The 25,249-nt window shown below is 69.4% G+C and carries 26 protein-coding genes; 14 read left to right on the top strand and 12 right to left on the bottom strand.

Annotated features, from left to right (window positions below; genetic code table 11):
- Nucleotides 1-43: 43 nt before the first annotated feature.
- The 3 genes from hemN to nhaA all read right to left on the bottom strand — a co-directional run bounded on the left by hemN (nt 44) and on the right by nhaA (nt 3,273).
- Nucleotides 44-1,459, bottom strand: coding sequence for an oxygen-independent coproporphyrinogen III oxidase (hemN, locus tag EJ913_RS02705; RefSeq protein WP_126994512.1), 1,416 nt, complete (start codon nt 1,457-1,459; stop codon nt 44-46).
- Nucleotides 1,460-1,524: 65 nt separating this feature from the next.
- The gene (locus EJ913_RS02700) at nt 1,525-1,959 is read right to left on the bottom strand and encodes a DUF4112 domain-containing protein (protein ID WP_126994510.1); all 435 of its coding nucleotides are present in this window, start codon (nt 1,957-1,959) and stop codon (nt 1,525-1,527) included.
- 114 nt (nt 1,960-2,073) lie between these two features.
- Nucleotides 2,074-3,273 carry a Na+/H+ antiporter NhaA gene (nhaA, locus tag EJ913_RS02695; protein ID WP_126994508.1) on the bottom strand — a complete coding sequence of 400 codons (1,200 nt, stop codon included), beginning with the start codon at nt 3,271-3,273 and terminating at the stop codon, nt 2,074-2,076.
- Nucleotides 3,274-3,592: 319 nt separating this feature from the next.
- Between nhaA and EJ913_RS02690 the strand changes: the two genes are divergently transcribed.
- Both EJ913_RS02690 and EJ913_RS02685 read left to right on the top strand, forming a co-directional pair.
- The gene (locus EJ913_RS02690) at nt 3,593-3,829 is read left to right on the top strand and encodes a hypothetical protein (protein ID WP_126994506.1); all 237 of its coding nucleotides are present in this window, start codon (nt 3,593-3,595) and stop codon (nt 3,827-3,829) included.
- A gap of 141 nt (nt 3,830-3,970) precedes the next feature.
- The gene (locus EJ913_RS02685; RefSeq protein ID WP_126994504.1) at nt 3,971-5,023 is read left to right on the top strand and encodes a Tim44 domain-containing protein; all 1,053 of its coding nucleotides are present in this window, start codon (nt 3,971-3,973) and stop codon (nt 5,021-5,023) included.
- 354 nt (nt 5,024-5,377) lie between these two features.
- Here the strand turns inward: EJ913_RS02685 and EJ913_RS31490 are convergent, their stop codons facing one another.
- Nucleotides 5,378-5,548, bottom strand: a complete 171-nt coding sequence (locus EJ913_RS31490) for a hypothetical protein (RefSeq protein WP_185909659.1) — start codon at nt 5,546-5,548, stop codon at nt 5,378-5,380.
- 300 nt (nt 5,549-5,848) lie between these two features.
- Here EJ913_RS31490 and EJ913_RS02680 point away from each other — a divergent pair, with 300 nt between their 5' ends.
- Nucleotides 5,849-6,565, top strand: coding sequence for a tRNA-uridine aminocarboxypropyltransferase (locus tag EJ913_RS02680; protein ID WP_126994502.1), 717 nt, complete (start codon nt 5,849-5,851; stop codon nt 6,563-6,565).
- 324 nt (nt 6,566-6,889) lie between these two features.
- On the top strand, nt 6,890-7,468 hold the full coding sequence (locus EJ913_RS02675; protein ID WP_126994500.1) for a tyrosine phosphatase family protein: 579 nt from the start codon (nt 6,890-6,892) through the stop codon (nt 7,466-7,468).
- Between the two features lie 23 nt (nt 7,469-7,491).
- Here the strand turns inward: EJ913_RS02675 and EJ913_RS02670 are convergent, their stop codons facing one another.
- The 3 genes from EJ913_RS02670 to EJ913_RS02665 form a co-directional block, all read right to left on the bottom strand.
- Nucleotides 7,492-8,127: a LysE family translocator gene (locus EJ913_RS02670; protein ID WP_126994498.1), complete on the bottom strand. Its 636-nt coding sequence runs from the start codon at nt 8,125-8,127 to the stop codon at nt 7,492-7,494.
- A gap of 10 nt (nt 8,128-8,137) precedes the next feature.
- On the bottom strand, nt 8,138-8,302 hold the full coding sequence (locus EJ913_RS31485; protein ID WP_185909658.1) for a hypothetical protein: 165 nt from the start codon (nt 8,300-8,302) through the stop codon (nt 8,138-8,140).
- 104 nt (nt 8,303-8,406) lie between these two features.
- Nucleotides 8,407-10,872, bottom strand: a complete 2,466-nt coding sequence (locus tag EJ913_RS02665; RefSeq protein ID WP_126994496.1) for a methyl-accepting chemotaxis protein — start codon at nt 10,870-10,872, stop codon at nt 8,407-8,409.
- Between the two features lie 261 nt (nt 10,873-11,133).
- Here EJ913_RS02665 and EJ913_RS02660 point away from each other — a divergent pair, with 261 nt between their 5' ends.
- The 5 genes from EJ913_RS02660 (at nt 11,134) to rpmB (ending at nt 16,130) form a co-directional block, all read left to right on the top strand.
- Nucleotides 11,134-13,002, top strand: a complete 1,869-nt coding sequence (locus EJ913_RS02660; protein WP_126994494.1) for an ABCB family ABC transporter ATP-binding protein/permease — start codon at nt 11,134-11,136, stop codon at nt 13,000-13,002.
- Nucleotides 13,003-13,020: 18 nt separating this feature from the next.
- Nucleotides 13,021-13,575 (top strand): biliverdin-producing heme oxygenase, encoded by a 555-nt coding sequence (locus EJ913_RS02655; RefSeq protein ID WP_126994492.1) that lies wholly within the window; start codon nt 13,021-13,023, stop codon nt 13,573-13,575.
- Nucleotides 13,576-13,668: 93 nt separating this feature from the next.
- Nucleotides 13,669-14,664 (top strand): methylmalonyl Co-A mutase-associated GTPase MeaB, encoded by a 996-nt coding sequence (gene meaB, locus EJ913_RS02650; protein ID WP_126994733.1) that lies wholly within the window; start codon nt 13,669-13,671, stop codon nt 14,662-14,664.
- 225 nt (nt 14,665-14,889) lie between these two features.
- A complete protein-coding gene (locus tag EJ913_RS02645) occupies nt 14,890-15,630 on the top strand; it encodes a hypothetical protein (RefSeq protein ID WP_126994490.1) in 741 nt (246 codons plus the stop codon).
- 197 nt (nt 15,631-15,827) lie between these two features.
- Nucleotides 15,828-16,130, top strand: a complete 303-nt coding sequence (gene rpmB / locus EJ913_RS02640) for a 50S ribosomal protein L28 (protein WP_126994488.1) — start codon at nt 15,828-15,830, stop codon at nt 16,128-16,130.
- A gap of 172 nt (nt 16,131-16,302) precedes the next feature.
- Here the strand turns inward: rpmB and EJ913_RS02635 are convergent, their stop codons facing one another.
- Nucleotides 16,303-16,923, bottom strand: a complete 621-nt coding sequence (locus EJ913_RS02635) for a regulatory protein RecX (RefSeq protein WP_126994486.1) — start codon at nt 16,921-16,923, stop codon at nt 16,303-16,305.
- Nucleotides 16,924-17,003: 80 nt separating this feature from the next.
- Between EJ913_RS02635 and EJ913_RS02630 the strand changes: the two genes are divergently transcribed.
- The 5 genes from EJ913_RS02630 to EJ913_RS02610 all read left to right on the top strand — a co-directional run bounded on the left by EJ913_RS02630 (nt 17,004) and on the right by EJ913_RS02610 (nt 21,906).
- Nucleotides 17,004-17,807, top strand: a complete 804-nt coding sequence (locus EJ913_RS02630) for an ABC transporter permease (RefSeq protein ID WP_126994484.1) — start codon at nt 17,004-17,006, stop codon at nt 17,805-17,807.
- A gap of 127 nt (nt 17,808-17,934) precedes the next feature.
- On the top strand, nt 17,935-19,107 hold the full coding sequence (locus tag EJ913_RS02625; protein ID WP_238520551.1) for an aspartate aminotransferase family protein: 1,173 nt from the start codon (nt 17,935-17,937) through the stop codon (nt 19,105-19,107).
- Nucleotides 19,104-20,024, top strand: coding sequence for an ornithine carbamoyltransferase (gene argF / locus EJ913_RS02620; RefSeq protein WP_126994482.1), 921 nt, complete (start codon nt 19,104-19,106; stop codon nt 20,022-20,024). Before EJ913_RS02625 ends, argF begins: the two co-directional genes overlap by 4 nt.
- Nucleotides 20,025-20,169: 145 nt before the next feature.
- Nucleotides 20,170-21,111, top strand: coding sequence for an Hsp33 family molecular chaperone (locus EJ913_RS02615; RefSeq protein WP_126994480.1), 942 nt, complete (start codon nt 20,170-20,172; stop codon nt 21,109-21,111).
- A gap of 129 nt (nt 21,112-21,240) precedes the next feature.
- Complete coding sequence (locus tag EJ913_RS02610; protein WP_126994478.1) at nt 21,241-21,906, top strand: hypothetical protein; 666 nt, start codon at nt 21,241-21,243, stop codon at nt 21,904-21,906.
- 10 nt (nt 21,907-21,916) lie between these two features.
- On the opposite strand, the gene EJ913_RS02605 is transcribed toward EJ913_RS02610, so the two are convergent.
- The 4 genes from EJ913_RS02605 to EJ913_RS02590 are packed head-to-tail and all read right to left on the bottom strand — an operon-like array spanning nt 21,917 to nt 25,221.
- Entirely contained in the window at nt 21,917-22,762 is an 846-nt protein-coding gene (locus EJ913_RS02605) for an alpha/beta hydrolase (protein ID WP_126994476.1), read from the bottom strand.
- On the bottom strand, nt 22,755-23,456 hold the full coding sequence (locus EJ913_RS02600; RefSeq protein WP_211098863.1) for an ABC transporter ATP-binding protein: 702 nt from the start codon (nt 23,454-23,456) through the stop codon (nt 22,755-22,757). Before EJ913_RS02600 ends, EJ913_RS02605 begins: the two co-directional genes overlap by 8 nt.
- An 8-nt stretch (nt 23,457-23,464) precedes the next feature.
- Nucleotides 23,465-24,226 carry an ABC transporter ATP-binding protein gene (locus EJ913_RS02595; RefSeq protein ID WP_126994473.1) on the bottom strand — a complete coding sequence of 254 codons (762 nt, stop codon included), beginning with the start codon at nt 24,224-24,226 and terminating at the stop codon, nt 23,465-23,467.
- A complete protein-coding gene (locus tag EJ913_RS02590; protein ID WP_126994471.1) occupies nt 24,223-25,221 on the bottom strand; it encodes a branched-chain amino acid ABC transporter permease in 999 nt (332 codons plus the stop codon). The genes EJ913_RS02595 and EJ913_RS02590 overlap by 4 nt, the downstream gene beginning before the upstream one ends.
- Nucleotides 25,222-25,249: the final 28 nt, after the last annotated feature.

Here is a 25,249-nt window from a genome sequence, read left to right as displayed (position 1 = left end):
GGCAAACGGGCCTGTACCCTCTAGGCACGGGCCCCGCTCGCCCTCACACCGCCCGGCTGTGGCGGCCGGCGCCGCTGGCGAGGTGGGTGTCGAAGCGGGCGGCGACGATCCGCATCAGCGGGCGGGCCGCCTCGGGCACCGACACGCGGCGGCCGTCGATGGCGGCGACGCCGTCGGCGACCAGATCGTCCATCGCCGCCAGATCGGCGTCGAAGGCGCTGGAGTCCAGCCCATGCGCGATGGCGACCTCCCCGGCGTCCACCGACAGGTCGCACATCAGCCGCATGATCAGGTCGCGGCGCAGGCGGTCGTCGTCGGTCAGCGCGATGCCCTTGGCGGTGGGCAGGCGGCCCTCCTCGATGGCGGTGGCGTAGTGGTCGAAGGGCACGGCGTTCTGCACGTAACCCTGCGGCAAGGCCCCGATGGAGGACGCGCCGAAGCCCAGCAGGGCGTCCGCGTCGTCGGTGGTGTAGCCCTGGAAGTTGCGGCCGAGCCGCCCCTCCTCCTGCTGGACCGCCAGCTCGTCGCCGGGGCGGGCGAAATGGTCGAGCCCGATGGCGCGGTAGCCGGCGTCGCCCAGCGTGTCGGCGATGGCGGCGAACTGCTCCCAGCGGCCCAGCGTGCCGGCCAGCACGGATTCGTCGATCTTCTTCTGATGGGTCTTCATCCACGGCACATGGGCGTAGCCGAAGACCGACAGGCGGTCGGGCGCCATCTCCAGCGCGATTTTGGCGGAGCGGGCGACGCTCTCCACCGACTGGTGCGGCAGGCCGTACATCAGGTCGAGGTTGACGTTGGCGATGCCAGCGTCGCGCAGCCAGCTCAAGGCCTGTTCGGTCACGGCGCGCGGCTGGACGCGGTTGATCGCCTCCTGCACCGTCGGGTCGAAATCCTGCACGCCCAGCGAGGCGCGGTTCACGCCCGACCGGCCGAGCGCCGCCGCCATCTGCGCCGTCAGGGTGCGAGGGTCGATCTCGATGGCGAGTTCGGCGTCGGCGGCCACGTCGAAGCGCGTGCGCAGCAGCGCGATCAGCGTCTCGAAATCGTCGGGCGCCATCATGGTGGGGGTGCCGCCGCCGAAATGGATGTGGCGCACCCGCAACCGGCCGGGGATGCGGTCGGCGACCATGCCGATCTCGCGCCGCAGATGGCCGAGATACTCGGCGATCGGAGCGTAGCGGGCCACGATCTTGGTGTGGCAGCCGCAGTACCAGCACATCTGGTGGCAGAAGGGGACGTGGAGGTAGAGCGACCCGGACCGCGTCAGGTCCATCGCCTCCAGCCAGCCGCCGTAGACCCCGGCATCGACGGCCGGGGTGAAGTGCGGCGCGGTCGGGTAGCTGGTGTAACGCGGCACCCGCAGCCCGTCGTATTTGGCGAGCAGGGCGGGATCGACGGAGGCCGTGCGGGACGGGGCTGCGGTCCGGGCGGCGGCGGGGGAAAGAGCGGGAGCGTCCATGGGCGACAGAGTGCCGCAGGGGGCGCCCTCCCGCCTTGATCCACGTCAAGCTGCCAAAGCGGGACTCAGCGGCCGGCGGAGGGCTGGCCGAGCCGGCCCTCCAGATGCTCGAACAGCAGGTCGACGTTCATCCGGTTGGCCTTGAAGGCGATGTCGAAGATCGTCCCCAGCACCGGGATCGAGCCGAACAGCCAATCCACCCCCACGTTGCCCACCATCCGCAGCAGCAGCGACTTGGGCAGGCCGAAGCGCGAGGCCTCCAGGATGATGTAGGCCGAGACGACGGCGGTGACCGTGTCGCCGGCCACCGGGACGATGCTGGCGATGCCGTCCAGCCCGATGGGGATGCGGGTGCCGGGGATGCGCCAGCGGGTGTCCATCAGGCGCGACAGCCGGCGCAGCCGTTCCAGCCGCTGGAAATCGATGGGGATGGGCGCGCCCGCGTCGGTGCGCGGCGGGGCGGCGGTGAAGGCACGGCGGCGTGTGCGGATGGCGTCCATCGTCGATGTCCCCCGAGGAGGCGGCGTCGCCCTTGTCCAAGGGGACGGTCCCGCCTGTGAACAACCCCGGGAACGAGCGGCGGTTCCTTCGCCGTGCGAGTCTTGACCCAAGGTCTAGGAGGCGACGGCGACCGGCCGGGTCCGGCGCCCCTCGGCCGCCCGCAGCAATGCGTAGCCGGCCAGCGCCGAGGCCAGCGATCCGGCCAGCACGCCAAGCCGCACGGCGACGGCGTGGGCGGGGTCGGGGAAGGCCAGCGTGCCGATGAACAGGCTCATGGTGAAGCCGATGCCGGTCAGCACCGCGACGCCGTGGACCTGCCGCCAGGACGCCCCCGCCGGCAACCCGACCAAGCCGAAGCGCACGGCCAGCCACACCGCCAAAAAGACGCCCGCCTGCTTGCCCACGAACAGGCCGAGCGCGATGCCGAGCGGCACCGGGGCCAGCAGGCTGGCCGGCGTGATCCCGGCCAGCGGCACGCCGGCGTTGGCCAGCGCGAAGATCGGCATGATGCCGAAGGCGACCCAGGGGTGCAGCGCGTGCTCCAGCCGGTGCAGCGGCGCCTCGTTCCGCTCGGCCTCGCCTTGTCCGCCGCGCAACGGGATGGCGAAGGCCAGCGCCACGCCGGCCAGCGTCGCGTGGATGCCCGATTTCAGCACGCACACCCACAGCACCAGCCCCAGCAGCAGATAGGGCGCCAGCGACCGTACCCCGGCCCGGTTCAGCAGCCACAGCCCGGCTCCGGCCAACGCCGCCAGCCCGAGCGCGGCGGGCGCCAGCCCATGGCTGTAGAAGACGGCGATGATCACGATGGCGCCGAGATCGTCCATGATGGCGAGCGCCAGCAGGAACACCCGCAGGCTCGGCGGCACCCGCCGGCCCAGCAGCGCCAGCACGCCGACCGCGAAGGCGATGTCGGTCGCCGCCGGGATGGCCCAGCCTCGCAGAGCCCCCGGTTCCGCCTGGGCGAAGGCGCAGTAGACCAGCGCCGGCACGACCATGCCGCCCAGCGCCGCGATGCCCGGCAGCATGGCCTTGGCGCGGCTGGACAGTTCGCCCTCCAACGCCTCGCGCTTGATCTCGAGCCCGACCAGCAGGAAGAAGACCGCCATCAGCCCGTCGTTGATCCACAGGATCAGCGCCTTGTCCAACCCGACCCCGCCGGCGGTGACGGCGACGGGCATCGCGAGCAGCGCGTCGTAAAGGGGCGCCGCCGGGGAGTTCGCCCAGATCAGCGCCGCTGCCGCCGCGATCATCAGGACCACGCCGCCGGCGCTTTCGGTCTTCAGGAAGCCGCCGAGACGGGTCAAAGCCATCGTTTCCACCTTTCGGGATGTTGGAGATCTGCCCAAAGGATGTAAGCGCTTGGGACTTCCGTTGAAAGCCGAAGCGGCCGGACGGGGCGGCGAAATGACGCGCCGGGACCGGAAAGTGGTTTCTTCCGCAATCGCTTGCTAAAAGAACGTTTCCAAGATTCTGACGCTGTTCAAGGGGGTATGCCTTTTTTCGTCTGGCGAAAATCGGTGAGTCTGTGGATAGTATCGGTCATCACAAAGAAGAGTGCCGGGACGACTTCGGTCCGCGAGCATGAAGAGCGGCTGCAATGAACGGCCAGCTCATAGGGAAGGATCAATCATGACCCCATTGTATTGCGCCTGCTGCGGGCGTCCCTTTGCGCGGACCTCGCCGCGTGGGCCGGCGCCGCTCTATTGCTCGCGCGATTGCCGGCTCCAGATCGCGACGCGCCGCCGCGTCTGGACGGAAGTCGAGCGGAAAAGCGTCCCGGACGAGCGGAAAGTTGGCCTGTGGGACCGCATGCGGGCCGAATGGACCCGTCCCGATCCGGGCTTCGCCCAGCCCTCGCCCTTGTGAATCAAGACGTTGAAGAAAGAGCGTCCCGCTGATTGTCGCTCGGCTGTGGTTTTATCGAAGAAACCGGCGGCCCCCCTCTACAACGGCAAGGCGCGCACCCCCATCTGGTAGGCTCCTTTGGCTCTGACGGCTGTTGCGATCATGAACGAGAACACCCGACCTACCACCATGCCGGCGAAAAGCACCACCCGCACCGCGACCGCCGTGGCGGTCGCCCTGATGATGGCCCTCTCCGCCGGCACGGCCGACGCCCGCGCCGGCAAGAGCAGTTCGTCGGGCAGCCGTGGCGCGCGCACCACCGAGGCTCCGGCCGCGACCTCCACCGCGCCCAACACGGCGATGCCGATGGAGCGGTCGGCCGCCCCGGCCGCGCAGCCGGGCATGCAGCGCCCCAACGCGGCCCCGGCGCAGGCCGGCGGCTTCTTCCGGGGCGGCGGTTTCATGACCGGCCTGATGGGCGGCCTGATCGGCGCCGGCATCGGCGCGATGCTGTTCGGCGGCGGCTTCTTCGAGGGGCTGGGCAGCTTCGCGGGCATCCTGGGCTTCCTGCTCCAGATCCTGCTGGTCGTCTTCCTCGTCCGTCTGGCGATGCGCTTCTTCCGCAACCGTTCGCAGCCCCAGCCGGCCTCCGCCTCGATGGGCGCGCCGCTCGGCACCGGTCCGAACCCGGCCTACGCCGGCGGCCCGCTGAACCGCGATTCGGCCGATCCCCGCCAGAACGGGTCGATGGGCGGTGGCGGACTGGGCGGCTTGGCCGGTGGCGCCAACCGCCGCCAGCAGCCTGATGAACTCGGCGTCCAACCCGCCGACTACGAGGCGTTCGAGCGTCTGCTGGTGACCGTCCAGACCGCCTACGGTCGTGAGGACGTCGAAACCCTGCGCGGGGTGACGACGCCGGAAATGCTGTCCTACTTCACCGGCGACCTGTCGGAGAACAGCAGCCGTGGCGTGGTCAACAAGGTGAGCGACGTCAAGCTGCTGCAGGGTGACCTGTCGGAAGCGTGGCGTGAGGGCAACGCCGAATACGCCACCGTCGCAATGCGTTTCTCGCTGGTCGACACCACGGTGGAACGCGCCAGCGGCCGGGTCGTGGAAGGCAACGCCAACCAGCCGGTCGAGGCCACGGAGCTGTGGACCTTCGTCCGTCCGCGCGGCGGCCAGTGGCAGCTGTCGGCGATCCAGCAGACCCGCTGACGCCTGTTCCCCTGCCTGTTGTACGACGAACGCCCCGGCCTTGCGGCCGGGGCGTTTTCGTTTGGGCGCCGGTTGCACGCAAGCCGTGCCGGCTCATATCGGCGGCGAACCGGCACGGTGCCGGGGACTGACTTCCGTATCGGGAGGAGGGCGAGGGAAGGGAGAGGGATGAGACTCCGGGCGCCGCGCAACCGCCGGGGCGGTTGGAGCGTGTCTTATGAGATCCGGTCCCCTAAGGAGCCGGTGCCCGGATCGGGGCCGGGAATCCACCGGCCAAAGACATGAGCGTTCGTTATGAAAAGCGGCGTGTCGGCCGCTGTCGGAGACCGGACAGCGGCCCGTGTCGCCTTTCGCTCAGTAGTCGGTGGCCCAATCGGGTTCGCGGCGGGCGAACGGAACGTCGTCCTCAGGATCGGTCATCCAACGCGGATCGTCGGCGTGCAGCGGCAGTTGCCGGGCGAATTCCGTGGTGTCCGCGTCGCGGCGTTGCTTCAGCAAGCGGTCGGCCAAATGTGCGGGCAGCATGGCAGGGGTCTCCTTCTGAGCGCCGGGAGGAAGTCGGGAACGGCCCTTTGGTCGTCCTTGGCTCCGCCCGTCCTGTTTGCCTGAAACCTATCACGCAAGTTCCAGGCCAGCCGTGAAACGCATCACACAAGGTCCATCACACACGATGAACCCTCTACAAAAGGTTTATACGCACGACGATGTCGTCGCCCGCGACGGCCGGTCTCGTCGTTTCGACCGGCCAGGAAGAGATGTGGTTCCCTTCCGCGCCGTTCCAACCCATATTCGCGGTTATCTCCGTTCAAGGATTGCGTACCTCCCATGCACAGCGCCACCCCTCCCGAGTCCTGCCCGACCTGCCTAAAACCTAATCACCTGTGCATTTGCGAGGCGGTGGAGCCGGTCAAGAACGGCGTCTTTTTGCTCATTCTCCAGCACCCGCAGGAAAAGCGCGAAAATTTGGGCACCGCACAGATCGCGCATCTCCAGTTCGCCAACTCGGCCCTGAAGGTCGGCCTAAGCTGGCCGAACCTGAAGCGCATCCTGGGCCGGGAGGTGGATTACAAACGCTGGGGCGTGTTGTATCTCGGCCCGGTGAAGGCCGACAATCCCGCCGCCAAGGCCGAGATCGCGGTCGTCGACCGCAACGGTGTTCCCCAGCAGGACAGCCGTCAGGTGCTGGCCGACCTGGAGGGCGTCATCGTGCTGGACGGCACCTGGAGCCAAGCCAAGACCCTGTGGTGGCGCAACGCGTGGCTGCTGAAATGCCGGCGCGTCGTCCTGCACCCGGAGTTCCAGTCGCTCTACGGGCAGGCGCGCAAGGAGCCGCGCCGCGAAAGCGTCTCGACGCTGGAGGCCAGCGCTTTCCTGCTGTCGCGGCTGGAACGCGACGCGGGCATCATGGATCGCGCGCTGAAGCCCTTCGCGCTGCTGCTGAAGAAGATCCGGACGCCACGCCCGCGCGCCGCCAAGCCCGGCGCGGAAGCCGGTGGCGCCGACGTGGAAATGGACGCCGGGGAGAACGGCGCGGAAGGCTGAGTCCGTTCGGCGCACCTCCTTCTTTTCCCCGTCCGATCGGGATCCGCGTGCAACCAACCGGCACCGGGGCCGTTGTTACAGGTGAGAGCGGCCGGACGAACCCCCCGGCCCACCGCCAACACAACGGAGGGAGCGCGTCATGAAAGGTATCCTGCTGTGGCTCGTCGGCTTGCCGATTCCCATCATCATCCTGCTCTACATCTTCAATGTGCTGTGACCGGATGATGTCATACGCGCACGGTTGACGAAGACGGGACGGGACGTGCCAAATGCGCCGGTCCGGGCGCGCTCGCGCCTCGGACCGACCTTTGGGAAGAGAGCATCATGGCCAGCGATTTCGTCCCCTTCGGCCTGACCGTCTGCGGCATCGAGGAACTCTGCGATTTCGGCGGAGGCAAGGTCAGCCACGTGCTGTCCATCCTCGACCCCGACCACCCGGAGCCGACCGCCTTCGGCGATTACGGCGAGCACGAACGGCTGGAGCTGCGCTTCCACGACATCATCGACCCGACGCGCGGCCAGATCGCCCCGCAGAAAGCCGACGTGGAGCGCATCCTCGCCTTCGGCCGCGACCTGCTGTCCGAGCCGGTGGATTGTCGGCATTTGCTGGTCCATTGCCACGCCGGTATTTCCCGCTCCACCGCCGCTTTGACCATGATCCTGGCGCAGGCCCGGCCCGAACGGCCGGCGGCCGACGCCATGGCCGCCGTGGCCGGCATCCGCGCCAAGGCGTGGCCCAACCTGCGCATGATCGAATTTGCCGACGACCTTCTGGGCCGCAAGGGCGATCTGGTCGAGGCCGCGCGCCAGCGCCATCACACGCTCGGCAGGCAGCGGCCGGAGCTGGTCCAGTTCATGATCGACAACGGCCGCATCCGCGAGGTCGAGGACCTGATCGACTGAGCCGGCCGCAACCGGCCGCCGGTTCAGCGCTCGGCAAGCGCCAGCTTCAGTCCGAGGGCGACCAGCGTCGCGCCCAACGTCCGGTCCAGCCACTGGCCCAGCCGGCGGCTGGACCGCAGCCTTGCGGACAGCCGGTCGCCGAGCAGCACTATGGGGGTCTCGATCAACGCCGCGACGGCGATGATCAGCACGCCGTGCAGCAACAGCTGCGCCCACACCGGGCCGGCACCCCCGACCACGAATTGCGGAAGGAAGGCGAGGAAGAAGATCGCCACCTTCGGATTCAGCAGGTCGATCAACGCACCCTGACGGAACACGGACCACGGATTGGGTTCCGCCGGCGCGTCGTCCGGCCGGAACCCGCCGCCGCGCGACCGCAACGCCTGCACGCCGATCCAGAGCAGATAGGCGACGCCCACCCATTTGACGGTGGAATAGGCGAGGGCGGACGCGGCGAGGATGGCGGAGAGGCCGGCGGCGGCGAGCAGGACGTGACCGAAGGCTCCGGCCCAGATCCCCAGCATCGCCGCCGTTCCCGCCCGCACCCCGCCCTTGACCGTCTGGCCGAGGATGAAGGCCATGTCCGGTCCGGGCGACAGGTTGAGCAGCACGGCCGCCGCCAGGAAGGCCGACCAATGCGCGGCGTCGTACAGCGGCACGCTGCCCCCCTCAGCGGATCGGCGCGGTGACGACGTCGGCGGCGGTTCCCACGGCGCTGGCGGTGACGCTCACCGCCGAGCCGGCGACGCTGGCCGCTCCGCTGACGACTCCGCAGCCGGCCAGCAGGGGCAGGGCGAGCGCGGCGGCGGACAACGCCAGGATCCAACGGTTCATGATCAAGACTCCACAAAAGGAAACGGTGGCGATTGGACCACGCCAATCGCCACCGTTTCGTTAATCGCCCCTCGCCGTTTTTTGGATGGCCGTTTCGGGGCGGCTCAGAATTCCTTCCAGTCGTCGTCGTCGCTGACGCTGTGGGTCAGCACGTTCCCGGCAACCTGGACAGGCGGGCGGGGCGCCGCCACCGGGCGCAGGGCCGGCTTCGCGGCCGTCTTGGCGGCGGCCTTCGCCGCCGAGGCGGGGCGGGTCGCGGCGACGGTCCGGCGCACCGGGGTCGCCGAGACGGCGTGGTTGGCCGCCATCCGCATCGGGGCCGCGTTGACGGTCTCCAGCTTGAAGAAGCCGATCAGGCCCTTGAGGTCGCCGGCCTGTCCGCTCATCGCCTGGGCGGCGGCGGTGGTCTCCTCGACCAGGGCGGCGTTCTTCTGGGTCATCTCGTCCATGCTGGCGACGGTCGCGTTGATCTCGTCCAGCGCGGTGGCCTGCTCGGCCGAGGCCGAGGCCATCTCGGCGATCAGCGTCGCCACCTGATGCACCCCCGACACGATGCCGTTGAGCGCGCCGCCGGCCTTCTTCACCAGATCGACGCCGTCCTTCACCTGGGCGTCGCTGTCCATGATCAGGCCCTTGATCTCCTTGGACGCCTGAGCCGAGCGCTGGGCCAGTTGACGGACCTCCTGCGCCACCACCGCGAAGCCGCGCCCGGCGTCGCCGGCCCGTGCCGCCTCCACCGCCGCGTTCAGCGCCAGCAGGTTGGTCTGGAAGGCGATCTCGTCGATCACCCCGATGATGTCGGTGATCTTACGGCTCGACTCCTCGATCCGGCGCATCGCGTCGATGGCCGAGCCGGTGACGCCGTTGCCCGATTCGGCGGCGGTGCGGGCCTCGGACGCCATGATGTTGGCGCGCTGGGCGTTGTCGGCGTTGGAGCGCACGGTGGCGCCCAGCTCCTCCATGCTGGCGGCGGTCTCCTCCAGCGAGGAGGCCTGCTGCTCGGTCCGGTCGGCGAGGTCGGAGGAGCCCAGCGACACCTCGGCGGCGGCCGACGCGATGGTGTCGGCGGCCTGGGTGATCTGGCCGACGATCTCCGCCAGCTTGACCGAGGTGGCGTTGACGTCGGTCTTCACCTGCTGGAAGGCGCCCTGGTAGTCGCGGGTGACGCGGCTGTTCAGGTCGCCCTGGGCCAGCGCGCTCAGCACCTCGCCCAGGTCGGCGATGACGCTTTCCACCGTGTCGGTCAGGCGGTTGATGCCGTCGGACATGGTCCGGTAGAAGCCTTCCTTGCCGTTCAGGTCGATGCGGCGCTCCAGGTCGCCCTTCGACACGGCGTCGATCAGGCCGGCGATCTCCTCGCCGATGGCCTGCTCGCGCTGGCGCTGGGCCTCGGCGGCACGGCGCTCGGCCTCCAGCCGGTCGCGCTCGGCCTCGTCCATGCGCTTCTTCTCGATGGCGTTTTCCTTGAAGACCTGGACGGCCTTGGCCATCTCGCCGATCTCGTCCTGGTTGGCCAGGGCGGGGACGGTGACGGTCAGGTTGCCGGCCGCCAGATCGGTCATGGTGCCGGTCATGCCGACCACCGGCTTCACGATGGAGCGCGCGGTCAGGTAGGCGATCAGCATGCCGATGACGAAGGCGCCAATCGCCAGCCCGGTGACCAGCGTCACCGTCTCGGACGTGTCCGACTTCATGGTGTTCTGGACCTGGAGCCGCGAGTCGTTCTGCGAGGCCACGGTCTTGTTGACGAGGTCGGCGAACTGCTCGGCCTCGTCGACCATGGTGGTGAAGGCCAGGGTCTGCGCCTCGGTCACCACGGTGGACAGGCTGTTGACGGTGTCGAGATAGCGGGCGCCGAGCTGCGCCGAGTCCTCCGCCAGCCGCTTGCGGGCCGGGTTGGCCTGGCGGTCGGCGAAGGCGGTGATCGCGGAGCGGAAGTCGGCGTTGCGCGTCTTGACCTCGTCCAGCGCCTTCGCCGAGGGGGTGGCGAGGAAGTGCAGCGCGCTGATCCGCGAGACCATCAGCTTTTCCATCACGACCCCGGCGCCGGAGGCCGACTCGAGGTCGCCATCGGCCATGCCGCTGGCCATGATCTGGCTGATGTTCTCACGCGCCTTGGAGCCGATCGGGAGCAACTCCTCCTCGTACAGCCGGTCGCGGCGCTCGCGGATGTCGGTCAACTTGGTGAAGTTGGCGGCGTAGCTGTCGAAGATCTGGATCATCCGGTCCAGGTTGGCGCGGCGGCCGGGGTCCTGCGTCGCCTCGCGGATGGAACGCAGGGTCTGGCCCAACTGCTTCTGCTGGGCGCGGGTCGGCTCGATCAGCGCGTTGTTGCCGGAGAAGGAGTAGTTCACCACGTTGCGCCGCATGTCCGACACGTCGCCGTCCAGCTCGCTCAGGCGCAGCGAGTTGTCGGAGATCGCGGCGTAGCGGTTGAACCCGGCTTCGACGCCGGTCAGCGCGCGGACGCCGAAGACCGCGACCAGCCCAAGCAGGGCGAGAATCAGCAGGAAGCCGAAGTGGATGCGGGTGCCCACCTTGAAACGGCCGGCGAAACTGGCGTTCTGCATGGTCGGAAATGCCTTGATCTGCGGTTCGGGTCGCGCTGCGGTACGGACACAGACTAAGGTAATATGGTTTCCAGTCCGTTGCCAAACGCTGCGGAAAAGCCGAATTGCCGCATATTCCGCCGATCAGCCCATGATCTTTCGGTGTCAAGCGGGAGCCAAATCGGCGGACGGCCCTTTGACGGCGGCGGCGCGGCTCCTAGGTTAGGCCCGTCCGGGTGTTGCCCGCCCCTTCCGTTTCCAGCCGCGATTGCCACGCCCATCATGCGCAGAACCCTGCCGTCCTCCGGCACTCCATCCCCCGAAGACACCGCCTTCCAGCCCCGTCCCGGCGGCGAGATGGCGGCGGTCCGCTCCCTGATCCCCTACATCTGGCCGCGCGACTCGGTGGAGACGCGGGTGCGCGTGGTCATCGCCATGCTGCTGCTGATCGGGGCCAAGGTCGCCAACGTCTACGTGCCGGTCTTCTACAAGCACGCCATCGACGCGCTGACCCCCGGCAACGTGCCCGGCGGGGTGCTGTCCATTCCGGTCGGGCTGATCCTGGCCTACGGCTTCGCCCGCGTCACCTCGCTGGTCTTCGCCGAACTGCGCGACGCGGTCTTCGCCACGGTGGCGCAACGCACCATCCGCCGGGTCGCCCTGTCGGTGTTCCGCCATCTGCACGCGCTGTCGCTGCGTTTCCATCTGGAGCGCCAGACCGGCGGGCTGACCCGATCGCTGGAGCGCGGCACCCGCGCCATCGAGGCGCTCCTGCGCTACGCCCTGTTCTCCATCGTGCCGACGCTGGTGGAGATCGCGCTGGTCTGCGTCGTGCTGTGGACGATGTTCAGCGGCTGGTTCGCGCTGGCCACCTTCGTCACGGTGGCGGGCTACATCCTCTACACCTTCTTCGTGTCGGAATGGCGCATCCAGTTCCGCCGCGTGATGAACGACACCGACAGCGTCGCCAACACCAAGGCGATCGACAGCCTGCTGAACTACGAGACCGTCAAGTATTTCGGCAACGAGGAGCACGAGGCCCGGCGCTACGACGGCGCGCTGCAATCCTATGAAAAGGCCGCGGTGCGCAGCCAGCAGAGCCTGTCGCTGCTGAACGTCGGGCAGTCGGCGATCATCTCCGCCGGTCTGGCGGTGGTGATGGGGATGGCGGCCAACGGCATCGTGCGCGGCACCATGTCTCTGGGCGACTTCGTGCTGGTGAACACCTATCTGTTGCAGCTCTACCAGCCGCTGAACTTCTTCGGCGTGGTCTACCGCGAGATCAAGCAGTCGCTGACCGACATCGAGGCGATGGTCAAGCTGCTGTCGGTCGGCCGCGAGGTCGCCGACGATGCGGACGCCAAGCCGCTGGCGGTCGACGGGGCCGAGCTGCGCTTCGAGGGGGTGGAGTTCGGCTACGATTCGCGGCGGCCGATCCTGAAGGGTGTTGGCTTCACGGTGCCGGCCGGCAAGACGGTCGCCATCGTCGGGCCGTCGGGGGCGGGGAAATCCACCATCAGCCGGCTGCTGTTCCGCTTCTACGACGTCAACGGCGGGCGCATCCTGATCGACGGGCAGGACATCCGCCGCGTCACCCAGTCCTCGCTGCGGGCATCCATCGGCATCGTCCCGCAGGACACGGTGCTGTTCAACGACACCGTCTTCTACAACATCGCCTACGGCCGCGCCGGGGCCAGCCCGGCCGAGGTCGAGCAGGCGGCGCGGCTCGCCCACATCCACGACTTCGTGATGGCGCTGCCCGACGGCTACCAGACCATGGTGGGGGAGCGCGGGCTGAAGCTGTCGGGCGGCGAGAAGCAGCGCGTCGCCATCGCCCGCACCATCCTGAAGAACCCGGCGATCCTGCTGTTCGACGAGGCGACCAGCGCGCTCGACACCCACACCGAGCGCGAGATACAAGCGAATCTGCGCGAGGTCAGCCGGGGCCGCACCACGCTGGTGATCGCGCACCGCCTGTCCACGGTGATCGACGCCGACGAGATCCTGGTGCTGGAAGCCGGCCGGGTGATCGAGCGCGGACGCCACCTCGAGCTTCTGGCGGCCGGCGGCGCCTACGCGTCGCTGTGGGCGCGGCAACAGGAGTCCAGCCAGGGCCCGGCACCGGTTCCCGGCGTCCTGGCCCCCACTTGAACCTTTCGGAGCGCATGAATGGGTCCGGCGAGGCAGGCGTTGCGCGAGGCGACGCACGACATCCACGAGCGTCTCGACAAGGCGGCTGTCCTCCAGCCGCTGGTCCGGCCGGACATCACGGCGGCGGAGTACCGCAAGGCTTTGAGTGTCCTCTACGGCTTCCACGCCCCGGTGGAGCGCGCGCTGGGCGGCGACGACGTTCGGCTGGGGCTGCTGCGCGACGATCTGACGGTGCTGGGCGCCGATCCGGACACTCTGCCGGAGATGACGGACCTGCCGCCGCTCGACAGCCCGGCGGCCCGGCTGGCGGCGCGTTACGTGCTGGACGGTTCGGCCCATGGCGGCCGGGCAATGCTGCCGGGGATCAGCCGCGCGCTGGGGCATGACGCGACGCGCGGGGCGCGGTTCCTGGCGTCGGACGGGCTGGACATGGTGGGGGCGTGGAAGGCGTTGATGGTTCGGCTGGAGGAGGAGCTGGCCGATCCGCAGCCGCGTGATGTCGCGTGCGGAACGGCGGTCGCGCTGTTCGGGGCGCTGGAGCGATGGGCGGCGGAGTACGGGCTGCCGGAGTGAGTGAAGGCAGGGGAGGGTTCGGTCCTGCGCCCCCCGCCCTCCAAACGCTTTATCCGATCCCCGCACCAAGTTAGGCTGGCGGGCATGACGACGATGACCATTCCGACCGCAGCCCCCGCCATGCCCGATCCCGTCCAACTCGCCGAGGCCGTGCGCGCCGGGGATCGCCGGGCGCTGGCCCGCGCCATCACGCTGATCGAATCGACGCGCGCCGACCACCGGGTCGTCGCCGATGCCCTGCTGGCGGCGCTGCTGCCGCACACGGGCCGTTCGGTGCGACTCGGGATCTCCGGCGTGCCGGGGGTTGGAAAGTCCACCTTCATCGAGGCGTTCGGGCTGCACGTCATCGGGCTGGGCCACAAGGTCGCCGTGCTGGCGGTCGATCCGTCGTCGCAGCGCACCGGCGGATCGATCCTGGGCGACAAGACGCGGATGGTCGATCTCTCGCGCGATCCGGGCGCCTTCATCCGGCCCTCGCCGGCCGGGGCCACGCTGGGCGGGGTCGCGCGGCGCACGCGGGAGGCCATGCTGATCTGCGAGGCCGCCGGCTTCGACGTCATCGTCGTCGAGACGGTGGGGGTGGGCCAGTCGGAGACCGCCGTGGCCGACATGGTGGATTTGTTCATGCTGCTGCTGCTGCCGGCCGGCGGCGACGAGTTGCAGGGCATCAAGAAGGGCATCGTCGAACTGGCCGACCTCGTGGTCGTCAACAAGGCCGACGGCGACCTCGCCGCCACCGCGCGCCACACCGTCGCCGATTACCGCCACGCCCTGACCCTGCTGCGCCACGGCGACTGGCGGGTGCCGGTGCTGAGCTGCTCGGCGGTTCACAAAAGGGGCATCGACGCGATCTGGGACACCATCGGCGAGCACAAGGCGATCACCGAGGGCAACGGCCAGCGCGCCACCCGCCGCGCCGAGCAGGCCCGCGCCTGGCTGTGGAGCGAGATTCGCGAAACGCTGATCGACCGATTCCGCGCCCACCCGGCGGTGCGCGCCGACCTTGCGCGAATCGAGGCGAGCGTGACCGAAGGCGCCACCATCCCGACCACGGCGGCGCACGCGCTGCTGGCGCGTTTCCTGGGCTGAGTCGCAGGGCGGAACGACAAGCGGAGCTTCGGGCGAATAGTCCGAACCGCTTATGCTGCACCGCAACAATCCTGTTGCGCCCCACCACCCATGCGGGTACTCTGGCGCGGGCGGGAAAGGAGCGTCTGTAAGACGCTTGGGCGACGGTTGCCCGCGGTCTCCTGGGGTTTGCCGGAGCGGCCTTTCCGTTTCCGCCAACCTGTGTTCGTCTACGGGAGACACGCCATGACCACCAATTTCCTCAATCTCTTCGCGCAGGCCGGCACGCTCGCCAAGTCCAACGCCGAGACCGGCGCCGCCAAGTCGGCCCGCGTCGCCGGGCTGGTCCAGGACGGCTACCGCCGCTGGTTCGACGGCGTCACCGCCTCGGTGAGCGACGCCAGCCGTCTGGCCGCCGGGCTGGGCAAGGCCCGCTCGCCGGCCGATCTGGCCGCGCTGCACCGCGAATGGCTGAGCACCACCCAGGCCCGCGTCACCGAAGGCGTGCAGGGCTTCCTGGACGTGTCGGCCAAGATCGCCGCCGAGGTGTCGGTCGTTCCGCTGCCCGTCAAGACCGCCGCCGCGCCGGTCCCGGCCCCCGTGCCGCCCGCCGTTCCGGCCTTGATCGCGGCCCCGGTTCCGGCTCCCGCTCCGGTCGAGGTCCCGGTCGAGGTCCCGGTCGAGGTCCCGGTCGAGGTCCCGGTCGAGGCTCCGGAACCGGCCCCAGTGGCCGAGTCCGCCCCGGTCGAAGCCGCCCCCGTCGTCGAGGCGGCGCCCGAGCCGGTGGTTGAGCCGGTGGCGGAAGCCGCTGCTCCGCAGTCGTCGATCATCGCCGCCGTCGTCGAGGATCTGGCGTCGGCCGCGCCGGCCGCGGTGAAGCCGCCCGAGACGGTGCTGGTGGCGCCGGCCGCGAAGGGGCCGCTGCGCCGTGGCCCCAAGACCACGGGGTCCAAGTCCGCGATCAAGGCCGCCTCCTCCGTCGAGTGAAGAGCGCCGCCGCGCCGTCTCTGCGTTCGCGCGAGAGACGGCGCGCGGTTCGACTCCGCGCCGACTCCGGTTCGCCGGGTTTGTTCTCGCGGATCCGTCCTTGACGGCTCCTCTTTTGTTCGACTATATAGCGGCCTCCTTCGGGCGGCTCTCCGTCCGTTACCGGGTTTCATTTGCTAAAGTAAAGGATTAGTCCGATGGCACGTCGGTGCTCCGTGACTGGCAAAGGCACGCAGTTTGGCAACAACGTCAGCCATGCCAACAACAAGAATCGCCGCCGCTTCCAGCCGAACCTCCAGGACACCTCGCTGCTGAGCGACGCCCTGGGCTCGCTGGTGCGTCTGCGCCTCTCGGTCCACGCGATCCGTTCGATCGAGCACAAGGGCGGCCTCGACGCCTTCCTGCTCGACGCGAAGGACGCGGTGCTGAGCGACGACGCCCGTCGCGCCAAGCGCCGCATCGCCAAGGCCACGGAGAAGGCCCAGGCCGCCGCGGCCTGACCCCATCCGCGTTTGGTGCGCTGACAAGGCGGGATGGTTCGCCGTCCCGCCGGCAGAGTTTTCAGGACGCCTACAGGACGAATCCGACTCCCGGTCGAGAGCGGCGCGCGACATCCGAAAGGGTGCCGCGCGTTTCGTCGTTTCCGGCTTTCTTTTTTGGCGCGGGGGAGCCTCACTCCTCCAGCAGGTCGTCCGGACTTTCGGCGTCCACGATGCGCCGGGCGATCTCGTAGCCGAATCCGGCGCGGCCCAGCGCCGCCATGTCCTTCTCGCGGTGCGCCGCCCGCGCTTCCGGCAACCGGTACACGCCCAGACGCCGCCGCTTGGCCAGCGCCAGCGCCGCCGCCAAATCCACATCCGGCCCGACGTCCTCGCGCAACGACTCCAGCGCCTTGTCGGTCTCGTCGCGGTCGATGCCCTTGGACGCCAGCTTCTGGGCGATGGCGCGGGTGGAGGAGCCCCGCCGATGCAGGCTCTCGGTCCGCATCCGCGCGTAGGTCTCGTCGTTCAGCAGGCCGCTGCGGACGTAACGTGCCAGCAGATCGTCGATCCAGCGCGCGCCCTCCTCGGGGTCGGTGCCGTGCGCCTGGGCGGAGAGCTTGACCTTGCGCATCAGCACGTTGCGCAGGTTGGCGGTGGAGCTGGCGAATCGCTCCAGGTAATGCAGCGCCGAGTTCTCCAGATACTGCGCGGTCACCAGCCGGACCGGCTTGGCCGCGCGCGGACCGGAAGATTTTTGGCCGGCGGGTCCTTGTCCGAAGGAGGAGCGGCGCGGCGGATCGTCACGGGTCATGGCTGTCCTTGTGGCGGCGGTGGTTGCCGGGCCGGGCGGAGGGCCGTAAAGTCCGCCGCCCCTATGTGAATCGTGAAGCGATGACCCATCCCCTTCCTCCCATGCCGCGCTCCGTCGGTTCCGTCAACTGGATCGGGCTGTGGACGCTCTACGCCCGCGAGGTGCGGCGCTTCGTCAAGGTCCACCAGCAGACCGTCTGGGCGCCGGTGGTGACGACGCTGCTGTACTACGCGGTCTTCGCCCTGTCGCTCGGATCGGCCGTGCGCATGATCGGTCCGGTGCCCTATCTGGAGTTCCTGGCGCCCGGCCTGATGATGATGGCGATGGTGCAGAACGCGTTCGCCAACACATCCTCCTCCGTGGTGATCGCCAAGGTCCAGGGCAACATCGTCGACATCCTGATGCCGCCGCTGTCGCCGATGGAACTGGTCAGCGGCTTCGTGCTGGGCGGCGTGACGCGCGGCCTCGTGGTCGGGCTGGTCACCGGTCTGGCGATCTGGGCCTTCGTGCCGCTGCACATGCCGCATCCCGGCTTCGTGCTGTTCCACGCGTTGATGGCCTCGATGCTGCTGTCGCTGCTGGGGCTGATCGGCGGCGTCTGGTCGGAGAAGTTCGACAACATCGCCGCCGTCACCAACTTCGTGGTGACGCCGCTGTCCTTCCTGTCGGGCACCTTCTATTCGCTGGATTCGCTGCCGGCCGCCTTCTGGTGGATCGCCCATTTCGACCCGTTCTTCTACATGATCGACGGCTTCCGCTACGGCTTCGTCGGCCAGACCGACGGCTCGCTGTGGCTGGGCGTGGTGGTCATGCTGGGGGTGAACGCGGCGCTGTGGTGGCTGGCGTGGCGCATGTTCAAGACCGGCTACCGGCTGAAAGCCTAAAGCCGAAGACGTCGCAGGACGTTCCGACCGCAATCCGTTGACAGGACCGGTCGTTCTCCGGATATTTGCCGCTTCCCGGCGGGCAGAAATGCCGCGCCGGGCTTTTCCGTTTTGGGAGGCCAGAGCCGTGATCCCCGTCGTTATGCCCACATACGCCCGCGCCGATGTCGTTTTCGAGCGTGGGGAAGGTCCGTACCTTTACGCGACCGACGGGCGACGATTCCTGGACTTCGCCGCCGGCGTCGCGGTGAACGCGCTGGGTCACGCGCATCCTTACCTGATCAAGGCGCTGACCGAGCAGGCGAACAAGCTCTGGCACACCTCCAACCTGTTCCGCGTCGCCGGGCAGGAAAGCCTCGCCAAGCGCCTGACCGAGGTGACCTTCGCCGACACCGTGTTCTTCACGAACTCGGGCGCCGAGGCGTGGGAATGCGGCGCCAAGACGATCCGCAAATACCATTACGAGAACGGCAACCCGCAGAAGACCCGGATCATCACCTTCGAGCAGGCCTTCCACGGCCGCACCATCGCGTCGATCTCCGCCGCCAAGCAGGAGAAGCTGGTGAAGGGCTTCGGCCCGCTGCTCGACGGCTTCGACCAGGTCGCCTTCGGGAACCTGAACGAGCTGCGCAACGCGATCACGCCGGAGACCGGCGGCATCTGCGTCGAGCCGATCCAGGGCGAGGGCGGCATCCGCACCGGCTCGGTCGAGTTCCTGCGCGGCTTGCGCGAAGTCTGCGACGAGTTCGGCCTGCTGCTGTTCTTCGACGAGATCCAGACCGGGGTGGGGCGCACCGGCAAGCTGTTCGCCCATGAATGGGCCGGCATCACGCCGGACGTCATGGCCATCGCCAAGGGCATCGGCGGCGGGTTCCCGCTCGGCGCCTGCCTGGCGACGGAGCGCGCGGCGTCGGGCATGACCGCCGGCACCCACGGCTCGACCTACGGCGGTAACCCGCTGGCGACCGCCGTCGGCAACGCCGTGTTGGATGTGGTGCTGGAACCGGGCTTCCTCGACGGCGTGCAGCGCATCGCGGGCGTCCTCCAGGGCCGCCTGAACGACCTGATCGCCAAGCATCCGGCCTTCTTCCTGGAACAGCGTGGCCAGGGCCTGCTGCTGGGCCTGAAGCTGGCGCCGCCGGTCGGCGAGGTCGTGGCGAAGCTGCGCGCCAACGGCCTGCTGTCGGTCCCGGCCGGCGACAACGTCGTGCGCCTGCTGCCGCCGCTGATCATCACCGAGCAGCAGGTGGAGGAGGCCGTCGCCATCCTCGACCAGACCGCGCGGGAGTGGACGGCATGAGCAACGTCCGGCATTTCCTCGACGTCGACCGGCTCGACACCGCGACCCTGCGGCGCATCCTCGACGGCGCCGTCACCATCAAGAAGAACCGGCCCGCCTACGCCAACCTGCTGGCGGGCAAGACGCTGGCCCTGATCTTCGAGAAGCCCTCGACCCGCACCCGCGTGTCGTTCGAGGTCGGCATGCGCCAGCTCGGCGGCAACGTTCTGGTGCTGAAGCCCGACGACATGCAGTTGGGCCGCGGCGAGACCATCGGCGACACCGCGCGCGTGCTGTCGCGCTACGTCGACGCGGTGATGGTGCGGACGACCGGCGAGGAGCGCGTCCACGAACTGGCCGCGCACGCCAGCATCCCCATCATCAACGGCCTGACCGACCAGACCCACCCCTGCCAGATCATGGCCGACCTGATGACCTTCGAGGAGCATCGCGGCCCGATCGAGGGGCGGGTGGTGGCCTGGACCGGAGACTGCAACAACGTCGCGGTCAGCTGGGCGCACGCCGCCGTGCGGTTCGGCTTCGAGATCCGTCTCGCCTGCCCGCCGCAATACGCCGCTCCGCCGGCCCTGCTCGCCTGGGCGAAGGCGGAAGGCAAGGGCCGCGTCGTCGTGACCGAGTCGCCCGAGGACGCGGTGCGTGGCGCCGAATGCGTCATCACCGACGCCTGGGCTTCCATGCACAACACCGACGACGTGGACGAGCGCACGGCCACCCTCGCGCCCTATCAGGTGAACGAGGCGCTGATGGGTCTGGCCCATCCCGAAGCCCTGTTCATGCACTGTCTGCCCGCCCATCGCGGGGAGGAGGTGACGGACGGCGTGATCGACGGCCGCCATTCGGTGGTGTGGGACGAGGCGGAAAACCGCCTGCACGCCCAGAAGGCGATCCTGGCCTGGTGCATGGACGCGCTGGTCTGAGGCTTTCCCTCTCCCGAGGCGGGAGAGGGCCTGATCCAGGGGGCAGGGACCATGCATGGGTGCCCTGCCTACCTTGATTCGGCGATGAGACGCCACGATCTTGCGCCTCACGCCCGTTCTATCCCTTGGTTTTGAGGAATCTTTCATGGACGATCCTTCCGTCCGTCCGCTCACCGACGATCTGGTGCTGCCCTTTCAGATCGAGGCGTCGCGCCTGCGCGGCCGTCTGGTCAAGCTCGGGCCGGCGCTGGACGAGATCCTGACGCGCCACGACTACCCGCCGACCATCGCCCGCTTCCTGGCGGAGATGACGACGTTGGCCGCCCTGCTCGCCAGCATGCTGAAATACGAGGGCATCTTCACGCTCCAGACCAAGGGCGAGGGCGCCGTCCGCATGATGGTGGCCGACGTCACCTCGGTCGGCGACATCCGCGCCTACGCCCAGTTCGACGAGGCCGAACTCGCCAAGGCGGAGCGCGACGTGGACATCGCCCCGGCCGCCGCGCTGCTCGGCAAGGGCTACATCGCCTTCACGGTCGACCAGGGTCCCGACACCGACCGCTACCAGGGCATCGTCGAGCTGTACGGCAAGACGCTGACCGATTGCGTCCAGCACTACTTCCGTCAGTCGGAGCAGATCGACACCGGCCTGTCGGTGTCGGTGGACCGCGCCGTCAACGCGGACGGCACGCCGGGCGCGTGGCGGGCCGGCGGGCTGATGGTGCAGCGCCTGCCGCAGGAACAGAACGTCCTGGCGTCCGACGATGAGGACGACTGGCGCCGCGCCATGGCGCTGATGGCCAGCGTCACCGGCGACGAGCTGCTGGACCGCGAGCTGCCGGCGGGCGATCTGCTCTACCGCCTGTTCCATGAGGACGGCGTGCGGATCTACCACGAGAACGCCCTGCGCTTCGGCTGCCGCTGCTCGCGCGAGCGGGTGGAGACGATGCTGGCCAGCCTGCCCCGAGAAGAGGTGCAGGAGTTGAAGATCGACGACGGCCGGGTCGAGGTGACCTGCCAGTTCTGCTCGACGCATTACCACTTCACCGACCAGGATCTCGACCGGGTCTATGGCGCCGGGGCGTAGGACCCGGCTTTTTCTCCCGCCGGGGCGCCTTTTCGGCGCTCCACTTTTGCGCAGTGTCCCCCCGGTGGCCTTTCGCGTGTCCTGACTGTTGGACGTTCGATCAGCAAAAGGCCGGACCGGGGAGACGCCATGAACACGCTCAGCCACCACGACGGGGCCCTGCGCTTCTCCTACGCGGGCGCGGACGGGTGCCGCGTTCATGGCCTGCACGACCCGGTCGAGGCTGTGCTGACGCTGCGGGTGACCGGTCCCGGCGGCCGGCTGATTCACGAGGACAATCTGCCCTGCGACGACGCCGGACGGCTGGTCGCGGCGCTCGCCGAATGGGGCGAGGTGCCGGAGCCGGTGCGCGCGGCGCTGACCGGCCTGGGCGGGAACGCCCTGCTGCTGGAAACGGCGTTTGGCGGCGCCGTGCGGGCGTCGGTGCGGCGGCACGGCCTGCGGGTTGGCGTCGTGTTCGTGGACGAGGCCGGCGCTCCTCTGGCTGAATTGCGGGCCGGCAGCCTCGACGCGCTGGAGCGCAAGGCCGGGCGCCTGCTGCGCCTGTCACGGACGGCGCGCCATGTGCTGGGCGGCTGGCTGTCGGCCGAGCCGCTGTGGCTGGCGGCGATGCTGCTCGGCGGGCCGTTCCTGGGGGCGCTGCTGACCAGCCTGCAAACGGGCGGGCTGCCGCCGGAGCAGATCCTCTTCACCGCCTACGCCGGGGCGGGCGGCGTGGTCGCGGCCTTTGAACTGCTGCGCGCCGGCTACGCCGAGTGGGTGCAGGCCCCGCCCGAAGGCTTCCCGCACGGGTGAGGCGGGGGGCCTACCGGACGCCCAGCAGATCCAGCGCGGCGGCGAACAGCGGCGTCGATGGGTCGGCCAGACGGTCCACCGCCGTGAAGTGATCGGCGTCGGGCTCGACCAACGTCCGGACCTCGTGGCCTCGTTGCATCCAGGCGGCGGCGTAGTCGGCCTGCTGGCGGTGCATCTCGGGGCTTTCCTCGCCGCCCAGCGCCAGGACCAGCGGCGGTGCCGTTCCCTCCGGCACGCGGTTCAGTGGGCTGAGGCGCTGCGCGGTCGGGCCGTCCAACTTGAGATCGACGTTGCCGCTGAACAGCCGCAGCGCCTCCAGATCGTAGATGCCGCTGAGGCAGAGGCCGCCGGCCAGACGGCTGTCCGACTCCGACGCCAACAAAGCCGTCAAATGGCCGCCGGCGGAGTGGCCGGAGAGAACGATGCGTGTCGGATCGACGCCGTGTTCGGCACCGTGCTCGAACAGCCAGTCCACCCCGCCCCGGACATGCCCGATCAGCGTCTCGAAGGTCACGTCGGGGCACAGGCCGTAGCCGATCAGCGCGACCGACACGCCGCGCGCGACGAAGGGGGCGGCGAGCACGGCGAAGATGTCCTTTGACAGCGCCCGCCAGTAGCCGCCGTGGACGAAGGCCAGCAGCGGGGCGCCGTCGCCGGCCGGGAACAGGTCGAGACGCTGGCGGGGGTGCGGGCCGGTCGGAATGTCGAGCAGGGCATTCGGGGAGCGGCGCGCGGCCGTGCTGTCCTCGGTCCAGCGAGCGATGACCGCGCCATGTCCGGGGACCATGGCGCGGAAATTGTACTGCCGCTCGATCTCGGCGGCGTCCATGCCGCGGTAGCGGGGCGCGTCAGACACCAAGATAGCGTTCCTTCAGGCTGGGGTCGGCCAGCAGCGCGGCGGAGTTGCCGCTCCAGGCCAGCCGGCCCTTTTCGATGACGTGATGCCGGTCGGCCAGACGCGCCAGCGCCGCCACCGTCTTGTCCACCACCAGAATCGCCTGCCCCTCGGCCTTGAGCTGGGCGAGGCAGGTCCAGATCTCGGCGCGGACCAACGGAGCCAGCCCTTCGGTCGCCTCGTCGAGGATCAGCAGCTTCGGGTTGGTCATCAAGGCGCGGCCGATGGCGAGCATCTGCTGCTCGCCGCCCGACAGGTTGCGGGCGAGGTTGCCGGCGCGCTCGGCCAAGCGGGGGAACAGGGCGTGGACGCGCTCGACCGTCCAGGGGTGCTTGCTGGCGTGGCGGTCGGCGGCGGTGGCGATCAGGTTCTCGCGCACGGTCAGGGTCGGGAAGACCTGCCGGCCCTCCGGCACCAGCGCGATGCCGGCCCGCGCGATGCGGTGCGGCGGCTGGCCGGACAGCTCCTTGTCCTCGAAGCGCAGGCTGCCGCCGGTCGGGCGCATCAGCCCCAGGATCGAGCGGATCGTCGTCGTCTTGCCCATGCCGTTGCGGCCCATCAGGGTAACGACCTCGCCGGCCCCGACCGATAGCTCCATCCCGAACAGCACTTGGCTCTGGCCGTAGGCGGCGGTCAGGTTCTCGATGCGCAGCAGGGTGGGCATCACACCGCCTCCAACTCGTCGCCGAGATAGGCCTTGCGGACGGCGGCGCTGGCGCGGATGGCGGCCGGTTCGCCGGTGGCGAGCGCCGCGCCGCGCACCAGCACGGTGATGCGGTCGGCCAGCGCGAAGACCGCGTCCATGTCGTGCTCCACCAGCAGGATGGTGACGCCGCCCTTCAACTCGCCCAGCAGTTCGACCATGCGGGCGGACTCCTCCGGCCCCATGCCGGCCATCGGCTCGTCGAGCAGCAGCAGCTTCGGCCCGGTGGCGAGCGCCATGGCGAGTTCCAGTTGCCGCTTCTCGCCATGCGCCAGGGCCGAAGCGAGGGTGTCGGCGCGCGGGCCGAGGCCGACCCGCTCCAGCACCGCGCGGGCCGGGTCGCTCAAAGCGCGGTCGCGGGCGGCGTCGCGCCAGAAGCGGAAGCTGTGCCCGGCGTGGGCCTGCACCGCCAGCGCCACGTTGTCGAGCGCGGAGAAGCTCGGGAAGACCGAGGTGATCTGGAAGCTGCGGGCGAGGCCGCGCTGCGAACGCTTGTGGACGGGCAGGGCGGTGACGTCGCGGCCGTCGAACAGGATGCGGCCTTCGTCGGGCATCAGCTCTCCGGAAAGCTGGCCGATCAGCGTGGTCTTCCCGGCGCCGTTGGGGCCGATCAGGGCGTGGAGTTCGCCCTTCGCCACGCTCAACGACAGGCGGTCGGTGGCGTTGAGGCCGCCGAACCGCTTCACCAGGGCGCGGGTTTCCAGAAGCGGGGGGGCGGTCATGGCGCGCGGCTCCCGGCGACGACGCCCCACAGGCCCTTGCGGGCGAACAGCACCAGCCCGAGCAGGATCGGGCCGAGGACGATCTTCCAGTGCTCGCCGAGACCGGCGTGGACAAGGTTCATCGCCTCCGGCACGAACTCCTCCAGCAGCAGCAGGGCGGCGGCGCCCAGCACCGGGCCGATCAGCGTGCCGATGCCGCCCAGCACGACCATCACGATCAGGTCCCCCGACCGGCTCCAATGCAGGTATTGCGGGCCGACGAACATGGTGGCGTTGGCGAGCAGCGCGCCGCCCAGCCCGGCGAGCGCCCCGGCGATGACGAAGGCGGCCAGCTTGTAGCGGGTGACCGGATAGCCCAGCGCCCGCATGCGCCGCTCGTTGTCCTTGGCGCCCCGGAGGACGCGGCCGAAGCGGGAGTTCACCACGCGCCAGCAGAGCAGCAGCGCGGCTATGAGCAGGCCGAGCGCCGTGTAGTAGAAAATCGTGTGGTCGGCGATGTCGGGGCCGCCAGGGAAGGTCGAGCGGCTCCACAGCGCCACGCCGTCGTCGCCGCCATACGTCTTGAGCCCGGTCATCAGGTAGAACAGCATCTGCGCGAAGGCGAGCGTGATCATGATGAAGGGCACGCCGGTGGTGCGCAGCGAGATCGCCCCGATCGGCAGCGCCGCCAGCGCCCCGGCCAGCATGGCGAGCGGCCAGACGATGAAGCCGTTGGTCGTGCCGGGCCAGCCGAACAGGGTCGATCCATCGGCCTGATGGGCGAACAGGATGCCGACGGCGTAGCCGCCGATCCCGACGAAGGCCGCATGTCCGAAGCTGACCATCCCGCCGAAGCCGAGGATCAGGTCGAGGCTGACGGCGGCCAGGGCGAAGACGAGGATGCGGGCGCCGAGCCGCAGATAGAACGGCTCGTCCATCCAGGCCGCGAAAGCGGGCAGGGCGAGGGCGGCGAGCAGCAGGACGATCAGGGCGATGCTGGGGCGGGTGGGGGGCATGGAGACTTGGGTGGGTGCGGCGGGGGGT

This window comes from Azospirillum doebereinerae (genome assembly GCF_003989665.1).
Lineage (GTDB): Bacteria > Pseudomonadota > Alphaproteobacteria > Azospirillales > Azospirillaceae > Azospirillum > Azospirillum doebereinerae.
The sequence above is the reverse complement of the archived record's forward strand: the minus strand, read 5'-3'. Positions and strand labels throughout refer to the sequence as shown.